At 64.7% G+C, this 16,211-nt stretch carries 21 protein-coding genes; 7 read left to right on the forward strand and 14 right to left on the reverse strand.

All coding sequences use genetic code 11. The features are described from left to right. Positions 1-39 precede the first annotated feature (39 nt). Both LN047_RS17545 and LN047_RS17550 read right to left on the reverse strand, forming a co-directional pair. Positions 40-264 (reverse strand): hypothetical protein, encoded by a 225-nt coding sequence (locus LN047_RS17545; protein WP_373979718.1) that lies wholly within the window; start codon positions 262-264, stop codon positions 40-42. Between the two features lie 15 nt (positions 265-279). Then, positions 280-867 carry a hypothetical protein gene (locus LN047_RS17550; protein WP_373979719.1) on the reverse strand — a complete coding sequence of 196 codons (588 nt, stop codon included), beginning with the start codon at positions 865-867 and terminating at the stop codon, positions 280-282. Positions 868-976: 109 nt separating this feature from the next. Here LN047_RS17550 and LN047_RS17555 point away from each other — a divergent pair, with 109 nt between their 5' ends. Next, positions 977-1,462 carry a hypothetical protein gene (locus LN047_RS17555; RefSeq protein ID WP_373979720.1) on the forward strand — a complete coding sequence of 162 codons (486 nt, stop codon included), beginning with the start codon at positions 977-979 and terminating at the stop codon, positions 1,460-1,462. Positions 1,463-1,466: 4 nt separating this feature from the next. Here the strand turns inward: LN047_RS17555 and LN047_RS17560 are convergent, their stop codons facing one another. Next, a complete protein-coding gene (locus LN047_RS17560) occupies positions 1,467-3,092 on the reverse strand; it encodes a methyl-accepting chemotaxis protein (RefSeq protein WP_373979721.1) in 1,626 nt (541 codons plus the stop codon). A gap of 271 nt (positions 3,093-3,363) precedes the next feature. Between LN047_RS17560 and LN047_RS17565 the strand changes: the two genes are divergently transcribed. Then, positions 3,364-3,816, forward strand: a complete 453-nt coding sequence (locus LN047_RS17565; protein WP_128828600.1) for a GNAT family N-acetyltransferase — start codon at positions 3,364-3,366, stop codon at positions 3,814-3,816. 11 nt (positions 3,817-3,827) lie between these two features. Here the strand turns inward: LN047_RS17565 and LN047_RS17570 are convergent, their stop codons facing one another. Then, entirely contained in the window at positions 3,828-4,802 is a 975-nt protein-coding gene (locus tag LN047_RS17570; protein ID WP_056323970.1) for a GlxA family transcriptional regulator, read from the reverse strand. A gap of 169 nt (positions 4,803-4,971) precedes the next feature. Here LN047_RS17570 and LN047_RS17575 point away from each other — a divergent pair, with 169 nt between their 5' ends. Beyond that, positions 4,972-5,328 carry a DUF1428 domain-containing protein gene (locus LN047_RS17575; protein WP_056323968.1) on the forward strand — a complete coding sequence of 119 codons (357 nt, stop codon included), beginning with the start codon at positions 4,972-4,974 and terminating at the stop codon, positions 5,326-5,328. Positions 5,329-5,381: 53 nt separating this feature from the next. Then, complete coding sequence (locus LN047_RS17580) at positions 5,382-5,879, forward strand: VOC family protein (RefSeq protein WP_175234106.1); 498 nt, start codon at positions 5,382-5,384, stop codon at positions 5,877-5,879. A gap of 43 nt (positions 5,880-5,922) precedes the next feature. On the opposite strand, the gene LN047_RS17585 is transcribed toward LN047_RS17580, so the two are convergent. Together LN047_RS17585 and LN047_RS17590 are read right to left on the reverse strand one after the other, a co-directional pair. Next, complete coding sequence (locus LN047_RS17585; RefSeq protein WP_175234105.1) at positions 5,923-6,444, reverse strand: DUF1993 family protein; 522 nt, start codon at positions 6,442-6,444, stop codon at positions 5,923-5,925. A 143-nt stretch (positions 6,445-6,587) separates the two neighbouring features. After that, the gene (locus LN047_RS17590) at positions 6,588-7,718 is read right to left on the reverse strand and encodes a PHB depolymerase family esterase (protein WP_373979722.1); all 1,131 of its coding nucleotides are present in this window, start codon (positions 7,716-7,718) and stop codon (positions 6,588-6,590) included. A 474-nt stretch (positions 7,719-8,192) separates the two neighbouring features. Between LN047_RS17590 and LN047_RS17595 the strand changes: the two genes are divergently transcribed. The 3 genes from LN047_RS17595 to LN047_RS17605 all read left to right on the forward strand — a co-directional run bounded on the left by LN047_RS17595 (position 8,193) and on the right by LN047_RS17605 (position 10,412). Further along, positions 8,193-8,837: a hemolysin III family protein gene (locus LN047_RS17595; RefSeq protein ID WP_223576153.1), complete on the forward strand. Its 645-nt coding sequence runs from the start codon at positions 8,193-8,195 to the stop codon at positions 8,835-8,837. A gap of 217 nt (positions 8,838-9,054) precedes the next feature. Continuing rightward, positions 9,055-9,465 (forward strand): DUF4168 domain-containing protein, encoded by a 411-nt coding sequence (locus LN047_RS17600; protein ID WP_280003484.1) that lies wholly within the window; start codon positions 9,055-9,057, stop codon positions 9,463-9,465. A gap of 236 nt (positions 9,466-9,701) precedes the next feature. Further along, complete coding sequence (locus tag LN047_RS17605) at positions 9,702-10,412, forward strand: glutathione S-transferase family protein (protein ID WP_373979723.1); 711 nt, start codon at positions 9,702-9,704, stop codon at positions 10,410-10,412. A gap of 10 nt (positions 10,413-10,422) precedes the next feature. Here LN047_RS17605 and LN047_RS17610 read toward each other — a convergent pair whose 3' ends face one another. The 8 genes from LN047_RS17610 to ccoO form a co-directional block, all read right to left on the reverse strand. Then, positions 10,423-11,184, reverse strand: coding sequence for an ABC transporter permease (locus LN047_RS17610; protein ID WP_128828606.1), 762 nt, complete (start codon positions 11,182-11,184; stop codon positions 10,423-10,425). After that, positions 11,181-12,104 carry an ABC transporter ATP-binding protein gene (locus LN047_RS17615; protein ID WP_056324626.1) on the reverse strand — a complete coding sequence of 308 codons (924 nt, stop codon included), beginning with the start codon at positions 12,102-12,104 and terminating at the stop codon, positions 11,181-11,183. Before LN047_RS17615 ends, LN047_RS17610 begins: the two co-directional genes overlap by 4 nt. A gap of 103 nt (positions 12,105-12,207) precedes the next feature. Continuing rightward, positions 12,208-12,444, reverse strand: coding sequence for a hypothetical protein (locus tag LN047_RS17620; protein ID WP_056323947.1), 237 nt, complete (start codon positions 12,442-12,444; stop codon positions 12,208-12,210). Between the two features lie 16 nt (positions 12,445-12,460). After that, positions 12,461-12,733, reverse strand: a complete 273-nt coding sequence (locus LN047_RS17625; RefSeq protein WP_062839085.1) for a FixH family protein — start codon at positions 12,731-12,733, stop codon at positions 12,461-12,463. Between the two features lie 36 nt (positions 12,734-12,769). Then, entirely contained in the window at positions 12,770-14,260 is a 1,491-nt protein-coding gene (ccoG, locus tag LN047_RS17630; RefSeq protein ID WP_373979724.1) for a cytochrome c oxidase accessory protein CcoG, read from the reverse strand. A 74-nt stretch (positions 14,261-14,334) separates the two neighbouring features. Continuing rightward, positions 14,335-15,300: a cytochrome-c oxidase, cbb3-type subunit III gene (gene ccoP, locus LN047_RS17635; RefSeq protein WP_062839086.1), complete on the reverse strand. Its 966-nt coding sequence runs from the start codon at positions 15,298-15,300 to the stop codon at positions 14,335-14,337. Beyond that, positions 15,297-15,473 carry a cytochrome oxidase gene (locus LN047_RS17640; RefSeq protein WP_056323938.1) on the reverse strand — a complete coding sequence of 59 codons (177 nt, stop codon included), beginning with the start codon at positions 15,471-15,473 and terminating at the stop codon, positions 15,297-15,299. Before LN047_RS17640 ends, ccoP begins: the two co-directional genes overlap by 4 nt. A 2-nt stretch (positions 15,474-15,475) precedes the next feature. After that, positions 15,476-16,204: a cytochrome-c oxidase, cbb3-type subunit II gene (gene ccoO / locus LN047_RS17645; protein ID WP_056323935.1), complete on the reverse strand. Its 729-nt coding sequence runs from the start codon at positions 16,202-16,204 to the stop codon at positions 15,476-15,478. Positions 16,205-16,211: the final 7 nt, after the last annotated feature.

Raw genomic sequence — 16,211 nt, forward strand, 5'->3', positions numbered from 1 at the left:
GGTCCAATTCCGCCTGCATGGCCTGAGGCAGATATGCCTTCAGGATTCCGATGTTCGCCCTGACGCAGGCCACGGCCTCGGCCGGCGTGAACCCCTCTTCGACCAGATGGCCGATGTCCGACGGGCGGCGAGCGTGTTGCCCTTCCAATCCGCGCGCCATGCCGCGATGTCGCCATAGCTGGTGTGTCCGGCGTCGATCAGTTGACGCAGCATTGCTGGCAGCGCAATGCCGCAGTCATCGGCCAGTTCGGCAAGAGCCGTCATTCGTTGATCCTTTCGTTAAAACTCGAGCACATCCAGAAAGCCCTCGGCCTCGTCCGCGTCCCCAAGGACGGCGGTCAGCGCCTGCAGGGCACGCGCCCGGTGCTCGGGCTTGATCTCCCAGTCATCGTTGCGCAGATCTTCGTCGGCCTCCAGGCAGACAAGACCCACCGCGGCAGCGGCCGCGGCGAACGTCGGCAGGTCGGGGGCCACCATCCCGGCGTCCCAGGCGCCCGCGCCGTGCCGGGCATGGAGGATCTGGCCGGTACCCGTATCCAGGATGAAGGGGTCCGCGTTCTGGTCGGCGATCATCAGCCAGTTGTCCCGCCAATCGTCGACCCGTTTTCCGCTCACGGCATCCCAGCGATAGCCGGCCTGCCGGTCCCACAGCTTATGCAAGGGTGCAAAGCTGATATTGGTTTCGGACAGCGTGATGCCGACCGGCCCCACGTTCTGGTGACGGGTGGCGCCCCACGGGCCCACCTGTTCGTAGAAGTCGGCCACCGCCTGCGGCAGCTCAAGGCTGCCTTGCCACTGTTCGCGCGGCTGCGGGCGCAGTTCGCCAAACCGGGCGAACTGCGCGCGGATGTGTTCGAAGGAATTCATGTGAGTGCGTGTCCTGGCAAGCGCCGGCGGCTTGGAGATAAATCGTGCGGCGGCAAGACCGCATTTTGCTACATTTGAACGCCCGCCTTATTGCGTCCACGGACAGACCATGCGCCCACCGTTTGCTGTTTCCGCACGCCCCGCCCCCACCCCGGGCTTTCTTCGTTTGCGGATCCTGACGCCCCTGGCCGTCCTGGCCGCGCTGTTTGCCGGCTCGGCCGCCCACGCGCAGCAATGGTTCGAGGTGCCGCCGCGGCCAGATCACCCGAACGTGTCCATTCGGATCGGTGGCCTGCCGGAAACGCGGCAGGCCTCGGGGACCGCCAAGGGGAAGATGGAAATGCGCTACACCGCCGCCCAGACGATCCCGGGCGGGGACAAGCAACGCGCAAGCTATGACCGGGCGGTCACGGACGTGCTGTTCGATTGCCGCCGGGCGCAGGTCGGTTTCCTGCCGTCCACCACCTACTACCTGCGCGACAACCTGGTGGCGGCCATCAAGGACGAGACCTTGGACGAAAGCCAGGTGCAATTCGTGCGCTTTGCGCCAGGCAGCCCGCAAATGAAGGCTTTGCAGGCCGCCTGCGGCAAGTAGCGGGCTACGCCAGCATCAGCGCCCCGCGCGCTTGTGCCGGCGCCGGATCCTGGCCGCGCCGCGCGCTGTCTTCGGCCAACCGGAACACGCCCACCGCCCGCACCAGCTCGCGCGCCTGATCCTGCATCGACCCCGCGGCGGCAGCAGCTTCCTCGACCAGCGCCGCGTTCTGTTGCGTGACTTCGTCCATCTGCGCCACGGCCCGGTTCACCTGATCGATACCGCTGGCCTGTTCGTGCGAGGCGGCGGCGATCTCGCCCATGATGTCGGTGACGCGCTGCACCGCCGTGACAATCTCCTGCATGGTTGCGCCCGCCCCTTCGGCCTGCCGGGCGCCCGCGCCGACCTTGCCTGCGGAATCCTCGATCAAGGCCTTGACCTCGCGCGCCGCCTGCGCGCTGCGCTGGGCCAGCGAGCGCACCTCGCCGGCCACAACGGCAAAGCCCTTGCCCTGCTCGCCCGCGCGGGCCGCTTCGACCGCCGCGTTCAACGCCAGGATGTTGGTCTGGAAAGCGATGCCGTCGATCACCGACACGATGTCGGAAATCTTGTGCGAACTGGCCGAGATGTCCTGCATGGTGCCCACCACCGCGGACACCGCCGCGCCGCCGCGCAGCGCAATCTCCGATGCGCTGGCCGCAAGCTGGTTGGCCTGGCGCGCGTTGTCGGCGGTCTGCTTCACGGTGGAGGCCAGCTCTTCCATGGAGGCCGCGGTTTCCTCCAGCGATGCGGCCTGCTCTTCGGTGCGGCTGGACAGGTCCGTATTGCCAGCGGCGATCTGGCCCGACGCGCTGGAGATGGTCTCCGATCCTTGCCGGATCGAGCGGACCGCGCCCGCAAGCCTGTCCTGCATGTCTTGCAGGGCATGAAGCAGACGTCCGGTCTCGTCCCGGGACCCGGCTTCGATACGCTGGCCCAGGTCGCCGCTTGCCACCGTCTCGGCAGCCTTGACCGCCCGGGCGAGCGGACGCGTGATCGAACGGCTGACCCGCCAGGCCAGCAGGGCCCCCACTGCCAGCGCCAGCGCCGACAGGCCTGCGTTCAGGCGCTCGGCCTCGTCGATGACCGCCTGGCTTGCGGTTCCCGCTTCGTCCATCTCGGCCGCCTGCTGCCGGGAAAGCGCAATGATGTGATCCTGCAGGCTGTCCAGGATGGGCAGCGTCTCCTGCAAGAGCCGCTGGCGGGCGCCCTCGCGGTCGCCGCCTTTGAGCACGGCGCCAACCGACTGGAATGACTTTACGTAACGGCCGCGCGCTTCTTCCAGCGCGCGCAGCCGCGCGGCGGCGTCCGCGGTCTTCATCAACGGCCGCATCGTGGCCAGGGCCTCATCGATGCGCTTGCGGTTGGCTTCGATCAGCTCGAACAGCCGCTGCGTCGCGGCCGGGTCCGCGTTGACGATCAGTTCCAGATTGGCGCGCGCGTTGGCGCGCGTTGTCACGTCGACCACCGATATCGCGTTGGCCTTCGCCCAGGTTTCCTGAGTGATCATGCGGTTGATGCCGCCAATGCGCGTCAACTCGTAGTGCGACAGGCCAGTCAGGGCCAGCAGCAGGGCCAGCACAGCGCCAAAGCCCAGGCTCAGCCGGGCGCCAATGGAGAGATTGCCGAAATGGATGCGAAGCGTCTTCATGAGGGTCTCTTGCAGGGGTGTCGATCTTCAGCCATTGCCATGCAATCAGGTGCAGCGTTAACACACGGAAATTTCATGGAACATCGAACAGGGGGGGAACCCCAGTCTAGGTTTGATGTCACATTTCGCAAATATTTATCCGTTAATTAATTTGCGATTGAACAAAGACAACGCACTTATGCTGCGCAGCAGCAACGTTATTGACATCAACTTGACGTACTGCAGTATTCAGGCGCTTTATATGGCGCATGCAGGCTTTGGGGAGCTTCCGATGAAACCCTTGGAAAACAGCGTGACCGTCTCGCTGGCGACGACGGCCAATGACGCGCTGGTGCAGGCCTTCGCACGCCTGTTGCCTCAGTTGTCCGCAAACGCGGCGCCGCTGTCGAAGGCGGATCTGGACGAGATCATCCACGCGCCGGGCAATCACGTGTTCATCGCCAGGATGGCGCCCGAACAGCGCATCGTGGGCACCCTCACCCTTGTGCACTTTCGCGTACCCACCGGCATCCGCGCGTGGATCGAGGACGTGGTGGTGGACGAACAGGCGCGCGGCTTGAAGGTCGGCATGGCGCTGACGCGTGCGGCCATCGCAAAGAGCCGCGAGCTGAAGGCCCGCACCTTGGACCTGACGTCCAGCCCAGGGCGCATGTCCGCGCACCATCTGTACGAGTCGGCCGGCTTTGCGATGCGCGACACGCGCGTCTACCGGTATCAGGGCTGAACGCCCCGGCGCTATTGATAGCGCTCGCGGTACCCGACGGGCGACATGCCGCAGTACTTGTTGAATATGTCGCGAAAAGCCTTGGTGTCGTTGTAGCCGACTTCGTACATCACCTCGGCGACGCTCTTGCGCGACGTTTCCAGACGCTGCTTGGCGGCTTCGACGCGCACACGCTGCACGTATTCGACGATGCTGTTGCCCGTGGCCTGGCGGAACCGCCGCTCCAGCGTCCGGCGGCCAAGCGCGTGGCGGCCGGCCAGTTCCTCGACGGTGATCTTTTCGCGGTAGCGGCCTTCGATGTATTCCTGCACCGCCCGCACGATGTCGTCCGCGTGCGACTTCTGTCCCATGAAGACGGAAAACGGCAGTTGGCTTTGCCGGCTCCAGTCCAGCTGAAAATACTTGGCGCACCAGATGGCGGTGTCGCGATCCGTGTATTTCTCGATCAGATGCAGCACAAGGTGCGCGGCCGAGAATGCGCCCCCGCTCGTATACACCCCGTTTTCCGCCATGACGACGCGATCGCTGGTCCACTGCACCGTGGGAAAGAGGCTGGCGTAAAGGTTTTGCGCCACCCAATGCACGACCGCTTGCTGTCCGTCCAGGACGCCGCCCGCGGCCAGCAGCGCCGCGCCCATGCACAGGCTGGCTACCTCGCCGCCCTCGCGGTGGTGGCGCGACAGCCATTCGATCAGTTCGCGGTTGGACAGCACCGCGTCCGACACCGATCCCAGCAGCGGCGGCGCGATGCAGATATCGATATCGGTGGCGTCGGCCAGCACCATGTCTGCCTGTACCTTGATGCGTCCATCGTCCAAGCTGACCTCGCGCGTGAGGGCCAGCGTGCGCACATGAAAACGCGGCTCGCGGCCATGCGCGCGCAGATATTCGTTGGCCACCATGAACCCGTGGCGCGCGGTTTCCAGGGACGCAATATTGGCCCCCTTGGGCAGCAGGAACGCGACGTTTTTCATGTTGCCAAGCATACGCCTGCACGCTGACGCAATCCACCCGCAAGATTGTCGCAATCGCCTATCTGAAACCCGCGCGGATCCCGATACAGTGGCTCCTGCCGACCCAGAAATCCGGACGGCGGCCGGGACGGATTGCGGACGCCCGGCCAAACCAGAACAACACGGACGTGAGGAGTGATCGATGGACAAGTACATAGATGGTTTCCTGCTGTGCGTACCCAAGGCAAACCTGGAGACCTACAAGAAAATGGCGACGCACGCCGAAGGCATCTGGCGCGAGCACGGCGCGCTGGATTACCGCGAAGGCGTGGCCGACGATATCGACGGGGAAGGTTTCGCGTCCTTCAGCGCGGCCGCTGGCGCGCGCGAGGGCGAGGTCGTCGTCTTCGCCTGGATCCTGTATCCCAGCAAGGAAGCGCGCAACAGCATCAACGCCAAGGTGATGTCCGACCCGCGCCTGGCGGACATGTGCTGCGAGGGCGTATTCGACGTCAAGCGCATGTGCTGGGGCGGTTTTGCAACGCTGGTCGGCAACTAGCCAACGCGGCCGCGCACTTCTGCGCCGCCGTTCAACCTCCCTGGAGACCCACCATGGCCACCCAAGCAGCCAAGCCCATTCCCGACGGCATGCACACGCTGACGCCGCACATCATCTGCGAAGGCGCGTCCGACGCCCTCGCCTTCTACAAGAAAGCCTTCAATGCCGAGGAACTGATGCGCCTTCCCGGCCCCAACGGCAAGATCATGCATGCGGCCATCCGCATCGGCGATTCGGTGCTCATGCTGATGGATGATTTTCCGGAATGGGGCAGCCTGGGTCCGAAGGCGCTCAAGGGCACCCCTGCCGTGCTGCACCTGTACGTGACCGACGCGGATGCCGCGATCGAGCAGGCGGTCGCAGCAGGCGCGCAGGTCACGATGCCCGCCGCCGATATGTTCTGGGGCGACCGCTACGGCCAGGTGGTCGACCCGTTCGGCCACCGCTGGTCCATCGCCACGCACATCCAGGACCTCACGCCCGACGAAATCCTGCAGAACATGGCGAAGATGGGCCCGATGGACGGTTGCGGCGATCCACCGAAGCAGTAATTGCAAGGCAGACGCGGCTCGCGACGGGCCGCGTCCCACGCCATCAATGGGCCAGTTGCGGATACGGCCCCAGGAAGTCCAGCTTGCCGATCGGCACGCCTGCCTGGCGCAGGATGCCGTACGCGGTGGTCACGTGGAAATAGAAATTGGGCAGCGCGAAGGTCAGCAGATATTCATCGCCCTGGAACTCGGGCTTGAAGTCGCCAAAGCTCAACGTGATCCGGCGCGCTTCGGCGCCGTCAATCTGCTCGGGCTTCACACTTTGCAGATACGCGATCGTGTCCGCCACGCGCTGCTGCAATTGCTCAAGTGTGCTTTCGGTGTCGGCGAATTTCGGGGCTTCGCCTTGCGACAACCGCTGCGCCGCGAACTTCGAGGCATCGCTGGCGCGCTGCACCTGACCCGACAGCGGATACATATCGGGCGCGAGCCGCGCGTTCACGAGATCGGCAGGGTCGATGCCGGCGGCCTGCGCATGCGCGGCGGCCTTTTCGAGCAGCGCGGCCAGCACGTTCAGGCCGCGAATGAAGACAGGCACGGACGCCTGGTACATGGACAAGGGCATGGCGGAGATTTCCGTAAGGGTGTGAGTGTTCATCCGCGATGTTACGCCGCGCCCGCCCCGCAAGCCGCCGGTAGCCGCGACATCACCGTTCCTTGCGCCTGAACAATCCCGCCAGTCCGCAATTGCCCAGCGATCCAGCGCGCTCACTGCGCCCCGGCAATCGCCCCCGTGCGCCGCTGCCCCTGAAAGAACCGCCACACCAGCGCCGAGGCATCCGGGCCACTGCGCGCGTGATAACGGATGGACGGATCGCCCCCGCTCCAGGCATGTTCCAGCCGCGTGATTTCACACAGGCGCAACACGGTCTTGCGGCCCCGCAGCACGTCCACCCGGCGGTAGGCCTTTTCGGTGCCCAGGCCCAGCACGCGTTCGACCGGCAGCGCGTGCGGATCGGCGGCATTCAATGTGCGGAATTGTTCAAAGAGCTGCTTGGCGTTGCGGGGCGCCACGGCGGGATCGAGCTGGCCATGCAGGATCAGCGCCGGCATGCCCAGTTCGAAGACGGCGGGATCCGAGACCGATTCCAGCAGCGGGGCAAGCGGCTTGATGCTGCCGCGCCGCATGGTGCCCAGGCCGTGGCCCGCGTTGTGCGCGTCGCCCACGACCGGTCCCGAATGCATGGCCACGGCGGCGATCAGGCGCGGATGCCGCAGCGCGACCAGCGCCGCCATGCCCGCGCCCGCCGACAGGCCCGCCACATAGATGCGTTCGGGATCGACGCCGTGACGCGCCACTTCGGATCGGATCAGCGCCGCGATCAGGTCGGCTTCGGCGCCGCCATGGTCGTCGTCGGGCTGAAACCAGCGCCAGCAGCGCTGCACCTGACGCGCCAGCGATTGCTGCGGATACAACACCATAAAGCCGCCGGCATCGGCCCACTGGTTCATGCGCGACCCGCGCGCGAAAGCCACCGAGGTCTGCCGGCAGCCGTGCAGCATCACGACCAGCGGCATGCCCGCGGTCGGGGCGGTGGCGGGGGTATAGCGCGAAAAGGCCAGCCTGCGGCCCGTCTTGTCAGAGAACTGGCGCACGGCTTCCCAGCGCCCGGCGCCCAGCGGCGCCGTCTCGGCCGCTGGCGCCCTGCCCGCACCCGCGGCGCCAGCGGGCCGCGCCGTTTTGGCCGCCCGTCCGGTCGTGACGCCGGCTGCCTTCTTGCGGGCCGGGGCCGCGCGCTTGCGGGCGGGTTTTGGGGCCGCCAGGCGCATCGCCGCGCGCTGGAGCCGGGTGATCTTTTTTGCCGCTTTGAAAAACAGACTGCTGAAACTGCGCGCCATTGAGTGGGCCTGTTCGGAAGTTCCTGTTTGCCGCGCCATCCGGAGAAGCCGAGGGCGTCAGCGCCGGACGGCGGTCGCCGCGGCTATGCCGCTCCACAAGACAGATGCCTGTCGCGTGATGAGAACTTTCCAACCGTGACGCCGAGTGCCGGATTCATGGGTGCTTCCCCTAAGAGTGTCGATCACGGCCGCGCCACACGCGGCCGACGTGCAAGCCCAAAGTGAAGAACGCGCGCCGCCTCTGCCGGGCAGTTCGTTCGCGTCAAATTCGCGCGTCAAATGTATCACAGAGTAACTAACCGCCCTGCCTGCGCGGCTCGTCCTGTTCGCCCCGCTCGCCCGGATCGCCTCCTTGGGTCTCAACCTTGCACCAGATCAAATCTTTCCGGTATCGGCCGGCCGAACTGAACCCTCGCCCTTGAGCGTCCGAACCAAAAGGTCTAAGGTGGGCAACTTGTCACAAACAGGTCCCCCATGTTTCCCAACGACCGACCCCAGAGCCTGGGCGAAGAAATCGCCAACAGCATCAGCCATGGACTTGGCGCCGCCGGCGCGCTGGCTGGCGCACCGCTCCTGATCGCCGCCGCAGTGCGCCAGGGCGATGCGGCCTTCATTGCCGGCGCCGCCGTATTCGCGGCGTCGATGTGCCTGCTGTATCTCGCGTCCACCATCTATCACGCGCTGCCACGCTGCCGCGCCAAGCAGATCTTCAACGTACTGGACCATTCGGCCATCTACCTGCTGATCGCCGGCACCTACACGCCGTTCGCGCTGGGCGCGCTGCGCGGACCGTGGGGCTGGACGCTCTTTGGACTCGTCTGGGGCCTGGCGCTGCTGGGCGTGGGCCTGAAGGCGAGCAAGCGGCTCAACCGGCCCGCGCTGTCCACCGGCCTGTACCTGGCAATGGGCTGGATCGTCGTCATCGCGGTCAAACCGCTGCTTGAACTGGTGCCGGCCGGCGGACTGTGGTGGCTCGTGGCGGGCGGCCTGGCGTACACCGGCGGCGTGGTGTTTTTCGTCTTCGACAACCGCTGGCGCTACAGCCATTTCATCTGGCATCTGTTCGTGCTGGCAGGCACCGTCTGCCACTTCTTTGCGGTGTTCTGGTACGCCGCGTGACACGGCAACGATATCGGACAAACTTTAGGACACATCACCGCCAGCATCGACTACGAACCCGCGCAAAACGTTTCAGGGCCGCCCCGAGGGGCGGCCCTCCAGGCCCGCAAGCCTTTTCCCGTGGTCTGCCGACACAGGAAAACACATCGCGAAACTTGTCCCGTGACGGTCCCGCTCGTCATCATGGTCGGACCCTCAACCGGAACAAGGAGTTTTCATGCAGCGTTCCACTTTTGCATTCCTAACCGCCGCGGTTCTGACGACCGCGCTGTCCGGTGCACCTGCCCTGGCTCAACAGAGCGCGCAAGCGCCCGCACAAACGCAAGCGCAGCCCGGCATGGCCCCTGCCGTGCAAAACCCGACCGAGCAACAATTGCAGAAGTTCGCCTCGGCCTCGCAGAAGATCTCGGGCGTCGTTGACGAATACCGTCCCAAGGTCGACGCCGCCAAGACCGACGACGCCAAACAGCAGGTCGTTCGGGAAGCCGATGCCAAGATGGTCAAGCTTGTCCGCGCGGATGGTTTGACGGTCGAGGAATTCAACGGCATCGGCCAAGCCGTGCAGCGGGATCCCCAACTTCAGGAGCGTCTGATGAAGATGGCCCCTGGCGCGCCAGCTCAACGTTGATCGCGCGCGCACGCTGACGCGGTAGTCACGAACCGTGCCACGGCTGCCCAATCGCCGCCCTTGAGGTGCCGCAACGGCAAGTCGCCGCCCGACCGACGTGGATTGGGCGGCGACTTGCGCAGGGTGGGCCTCGGCCGCGAACCGCAACGAGGAATCCGGAATCCGCCCGCGCGAAACCATGTGCGGTTATGCTGGCCGTCGGATCTTCTTTCTGACCCCGCCAGGAGCCTCGCAACGTGAATCCGGATCTCATCCTCTACGACTTGGCCGGCGCCGACGCCGCACTACGATTCAGCCCGCATTGCTGGAAAACGCACATGGCGTTGGCCCACAAGGGCTTGAGCGCCAATACCGTTCCCTGGCGCTTCACCGAAAAAGAGGAAATCGCCTTCTCGGGCCAGAAGCTCGTGCCGGTACTGGTGCATGGCGAGCGTGTCGTCAGTGACTCCTGGCAGATCGCTTGCTACCTCGAAGACGCGTTTCCCGATCGTCCCTCGCTCTTTGGCGCAGATGCCGCGCGCTCGCTCAGCCTGTTCGTCAATGCCTGGGCCGACACCACGCTGGTGCCGGTGCTTGCGCGCCTGCTGCTGCCCGATATCCACGGCCTCATCCACGAGAAAGACAAGGATTACTTTCGCGCAACGCGAGAAAAGCGGTTCGGCCGGCTCGAAGACTTGCCAGCCGCTTACGCCGACCGCATCGCTGACCTGCGCGCGGCGCTGCTGCCGCTGCGCCAGACACTGGGCAAGCAGCCATACGTGGCCGGCAGCCAAGCCGGGTACGCGGACTACGTGGTCTTCGGCATGTTCATGTGGGCCCGCTGCACCAGCCCGCTCGAACTGCTGGCCGCTGACGATCCGGTGCATGCCTGGCGAGAACGCCTGCTGGACGCATTCGATGGTCTGGCCCGCCGCGCGCTCGTGGGCGCGACGGTGGAAACCGCCTGAGGGCAGCGCGTCAGGTCTTCAGGCGATAACCCGTCTTGAAGATCCAACGCACGCCGATCAGGCACGCCACCAGGAAGGCCAGTGTCATGCCCACGCTGATTTCGATACTGACGTCCGACACCCCGAAGAACGCCCAGCGGAAACCGCTGACCAGGTAGACCACGGGATTGAACAGCGTGACGGTCTGCCAGAACGGCGGCAGCATGTTGATGGAATAGAACGTGCCGCCCAGGAACGTCAGGGGCGTGATGATCATCAGCGGAATGATCTGCAGCTTTTCAAAGCCGTCGGCCCAGATGCCGATGATGAAGCCGAACAGGCTGAACGTCACTGCGGTCAACACCAGGAAGGACAGCATCCAGAACGGGTGCGCCACGTCGAACGTCACGAACAGCCGCGCAGTGGCCAGCATGATGAGGCCCAGGATGATGGACTTGCTGGCAGCCGCTCCCACGTAGCCCATCAGGATCTCCACGTAGGAGATCGGCGCCGAATGGATCTCGTAGATCGTGCCGGAAAAGCGTGGCATGTAGATGCCGAACGAGGCGTTGGCGACGCTTTGCGTCAGCAGCGACAGCATGATCATGCCGGGCACGATGAACGCGCCGTAGCTCACGCCGTCGATTTCGACCATGTGCGATCCGATGGCCGAGCCGAACACGACAAAATAAAGCGAGGTCGAAATCACCGGCGACAGCACGCTTTGCATCAGCGTGCGCCAGGCGCGGGCCATTTCGAAAAGGTAGATGGCGCGTATGGCGTAGAAGTTCATGATTGACCGTGCACCAGGCTGACAAAGATGTCCTCGAGCGAGCTTTCCGAGGTATTCAGGTCCGCAAATTCGATCTGCAGGCGGCTCAGGTCCTGCAGCAGACGCGAGATGTCGCCGCCCCGTTCGTTGTCATAGGTATAGACCAGCTTGTAGCCATCGGCGGACAGCTCGAGCTGGTAGGCGTCCAGCGCCGTGGGGATGCCCGGCAGCGGCGCCTTCAACGTCAGCGCAAGCTGGCGCTTGCCCAGCTTGGCCATGAGCGCGTTCTTTTCCTCGACCAGGATGATCTCGCCCTTGCGGATGACGCCGATGCGGTCCGCCATTTCCTGGGCTTCTTCGATGTAGTGCGTGGTGAGGATGATGGTGACGCCGCTTTCGCGCAGCCGACGCACCATTTCCCACATGCCGCGCCGCAATTCGACGTCGACGCCCGCGGTGGGCTCGTCCAGGAACAAGATGGCCGGTTCGTGCGACAGCGCCTTGGCGATCATGACTCGCCGCTTCATGCCGCCGGACAGCGCCATGATGCGGCTGTCTTTCTTGTCCCACAGCGACAGCTCGCGCAGGACCTTTTCAATATAGGCGGGATCCGCCGGCTTGCCGAACAGCCCGCGGCTGAAGGTGACGGTGTTCCACACGCTTTCAAAGGCGTCGGTGGAGATTTCCTGCGGCACCAATCCGATCTTGGACCGCGCGGCGCGAAAGTCCGTCACGATATCGTGACCGTCGGCCAGCACCTTGCCCTGGGTGGGATTCACGATGCCGCAGATGATGCTGATCAGCGTGGTCTTGCCCGCGCCGTTCGGCCCGAGCAACGCAAAAATCTCGCCGCGCTGGATGTCCAGGTTGACGTTCTTGAGCGCCTGGAATCCGGACGCATATTGCTTGGATAAGCCTTGTACTGAAATGACTGGCTGCACACGAGCCCCCAACTTGACCATAGCCGGAGGATTTTACCCGCCGCGCAGACCCTGCTTGTTCAGCGTGGCGGAACGGTGTGTTTGATTTTTGGAAACACTGGCCTTAGAAGTCTTCGTCCTCTTCCACCTTTGGCATCAGGTAGGCCGTCAGCGCGCTGGAAAAGCCGGCCATCACCCACAAGACGAAAAACGATACGGTGTAAAAGCCCATGCGGCCAGTGGGAACGTATCCAAAAATGGTCACGTCCAGCGGGTCGATCAGGGCGAAGATCAGCGCGCTTCCCGCTGCGGCGGCCAAAAACGATGGCCACAGGATCCACATCAGCGATCGCAATCCCATGCGTGCACTCCCCCGATCAAGGTTTGGCGGCTGCCGGGCTGGCAGCCGCCGGCGACTGCGTCCCGGCCGCAGCAGGCGCGGTCTGCTCGATAACCAGCCCCCGCTTGACCACGCCCTCCTGGATGGGCTGGCTGGCAAACTGGGTCATCGCAAAGTAGATCGTGATGAAGCAGCCGATCATGGCGGCAAACGGACCCGCCATCAGGATCCACGGCCAGGGCTCGCGGTACCAGGGTTTGACGGGATGCGCCGGATCGGCGGATTCGAGGGTGATGTGTGCGGCGTTCATGAAATGTCCTTGTAGTGCCCAGGGCCAATGTCAGCCCTACTCGGGCACGTAGAAACTGGCGGCTTCATCGGTTTCGACCTGGCGGTTCTCGCCGTCCTGCCCCTTGGCGCGTAGCGTGATGGCATGCGCGCCGGGCGTGGCGCCCGCCGGGGCGCGGATGACCATCGGCACCAGCTTGTTGGCGGCCGGCTCGACCTCGACCACGTCCGATCCCTGCTGCCCCGCCAGCACCGCCAGGTCGGGCATGCCTTCGGCCGTCAGGCGCAGGCGCATTGGCGCGTCCGAGGTGTTGATGATCTGCAGGCGGTAAACGTTTTCGATCATGCCGCCCGCCACCTCGCGGCCCAGCACGCCGCGGTCTCGGATGACGTCGACGCGCAACGGGTTGCGGACCACCAGCGAGGCCACGAAGGCCACCGCCAGAATCAGGATCAACGTGCCGTAGATCAGCACGCGAGGCCGCAGCAGATGCGACCGCGCGCTCTTGGTGGACAGGCCGTCCAGCATGGCGCGCTCGGACGTGTAGCGGATGAGACCGGGTTCGTACTGCATCTTGTCCATCACCTGCTCACAGGCGTCGATGCACGCGCCGCAGCCGATGCACATGTATTGCAGGCCGTCACGGATGTCGATGCCCGTCGGACAGACCTGCACACAGAGACTGCAGTCGACACAGTCGCCCAGCCCTTGCGCCTTGTGGTCGACCTTGCGCGAGCGGCCGCCGCGCGGGTCGCCCCGGCGCTTGTCGTACGTGACGACGAACGTGTCCGGATCGACCATCACGCTCTGGAAGCGAGCGTAAGGGCACATGTACTTGCACACCGATTCGCGCATGAAGCCGGCATTGCCCCAGGTGGCAAAGCCGTAAAACAGCATCCAGAACCATTGCCACGGCCCGAGCTGGAGCGCGAACAGTTCGTGGCCGAGTTCGCGGATGGGCGCGAAGTAGCCGATGAACGTGGATCCCGTCCACCACGCCAGCGCGATCCACAGGAAGTGCTTGGTGAATTTCAGGCGGAACTTGCGCCAGGACCAGGGCGATTCGTCCAGGCGGATGCGCGCAATGCGGTCGCCTTCGACCTTGCGCTCGATCCACATGAAGATTTCGGTGTAGACGGTTTGCGGACAGGCGTAGCCGCAGAACAGGCGCCCGGCCACCGCCGTGAAAAGAAACAGCGCCAATGCCGAGATGACCAGCAGCACGGCAAGATAGACGACGTCCTGCGGCCAGAGCACCAGTCCGAACAAATAGAACTTGCGCGCGCCCAGGTCGAACAGCACGGCCTGTCGCCCGTTCCATTGCAGCCAGGGCAAACCGTAGAAGATGATCTGCGTGATGAAGACGAACGCGATGCGCCAACGGGCAAATATGCCGCTGACGGACCGCGGGTAGATCTTGCTTCGCACCCCCGCCAGCGTCTGTTCCAGGGTCTCCTGGCCAGGACGTGGCGGCCGTGTATGCGGCCGCCAAGGCGGCGGGTCACCGCCAGGCGAACTGCTGACGCTTGCGGTTGACCCATCTTCCATTTGCTGCTCCGTGCTGGTTAGTGCTTAGTGATATGGAAGGCCGCTGCGCGGCCGTCCATTTACGTGCTGCCGGTTCACTGCTTGGCCGCGCCGGACTCGGCAGGCGATGCAGCGGCCTGCTTCTGCGCGTCGGGCTTGTTCGACAGACCCCAGACCCAGGCAGTCAGGATCTTGATCTGCTCGGGGCTCAGGATGTGTTCGTGTGCCGGCATGCGGTTGTCGCGGCCTTCAAGAATGGTCTTGACGATGCTGGCTTCCGAGCTGCCGTAGAGCCAGACGTCGTCGGTCAGGTTCGGCGCGCCGACGAGCTGGTTGCCCTTGCCATCGACACCGTGACAGGCGACGCAGAAGTTGGCGAACTCGCGCTTGCCGCGGAACACGCGGACCGGATCGGCGGTCAGGCCCGACAGCGAACGCACGTACTGCGCGATGTCGCCGGCCATCTTGGGATCGATCGAGTCCTTCCAGGGCGGCATGATGCCGTGGCGGCCTTGCTTGATCGTTTGCATGATGGCTTCGGGCGAGCCGCCGTGCAGCCAGTCGCCGTCGGTCAGGTTGGGGAAGCTGGGCGCGCCCTTGGCGTCGGAACCGTGGCATTGCGCGCAGGTGTTCAGGAAGAGGCGCTGGCCGATTTCGCGGGCGCCCGGATCCTGTGCGATCTGCGGCACGGTCATGGTTTCGAAGCGCGCGTAGATGGGACGCACGGCCTCGGCCATCTTGGCCTGCTGCTGCGCCACTTCCTCGGTGCTGCTGTATCCCAGCTTGCCCTTGTACTCGCCCAGGCCCGGCATCAGGAACAGATAACCCAGCGCAAAGGCGCAGGCCAGCAGATACATCCACGTCCACCAGGTGGGGACCGGGTTGTTGAGCTCGGTCAGGTCGCCGTCCCAGACGTGGCCGGTGTCCTCGACCTGGCCACTGGCCGGCTTGGCGCTGAGCCAGCGGCGTTGCGTGTACAGCAGCCACACGCACCACACCACCCCGCCCACGGCGACGATCGAGATGAAATACCCCCAGAAGCCATTGACGAAATCGCTCATGACCGATTCGCTCCATCTTGTTGTGCCTGCCCGAATTCATCGGGCAGTGCGAACGGCAGCATGGCCGATTCGCGGTTGGCGCTCTGGCGGCCGCGCGAGCAGGCCCACCAGACGATGCCGAAAAAGGTCGCCATCGAGATGGCGGTGACGATTGCGCTGATATAGCCGACCATGATCAGCCTCCCGAGGCCGCTTGAGCGGCCGGCTGCGCCGAGGACTGCTGGGACTTCTTGGCTTCTTCGGCCTTCTTGGCTTCTTCAGCCTGCTTGGCCAGCTGCGCCTTGCGAACGCCTACGCCCAATCCTTGCAGGTAGGCCACCAGCGCGTCTTCTTCGGTCTTGCCTTCGATGGCTTTCGGCGCGGCGGCGATTTCCTCGTCGGTGTAGGGCACGCCCAGGGCGCGCAGGGCACGCATGCGCTGGTCGACGTTCTGGCCGGTGATGACCGTCTTTTCAAGCCACGGATAGGCGGGCATGTTGGATTCCGGCACCACCTTGCGCGGATCGCGCAGGTGGATGCGGTGCCAGTCGTCGGAGTAACGCTCGCCTACGCGGGCCAGGTCGGGGCCGGTACGCTTGGAGCCCCACAGGAACGGGTGGTCGAAGACCGATTCAGCCGCCACGGAGTACGACCCGTAGCGCTGGACCTCGGCGGCGAGCACGCGGACCTGCTGCGAGTGGCAGCCGACGCAGCCTTCGCGGATGTAGACGTCGCGGCCCATCAGCCGCAGCGGGCTGTAGGGTTCAACGCCCGCCACGGGCTGGGTGGTGCTGTGCTGGAAGAACAGCGGGATGATCTGGACCAGGCCCGCGAAGGAGACCACCAGGATGCTGGCGATGATCATCCAGCCGATGTTCTTCTCGAGGGTCTGGTGAGAAAAGAAGCCGTGATTCTTGTTGGCCATGATGTCC

The sequence above is a fragment of the Achromobacter sp. JD417 genome, from assembly GCF_041879325.1.
GTDB classification, from domain to species: domain Bacteria; phylum Pseudomonadota; class Gammaproteobacteria; order Burkholderiales; family Burkholderiaceae_B; genus Achromobacter; species Achromobacter mucicolens.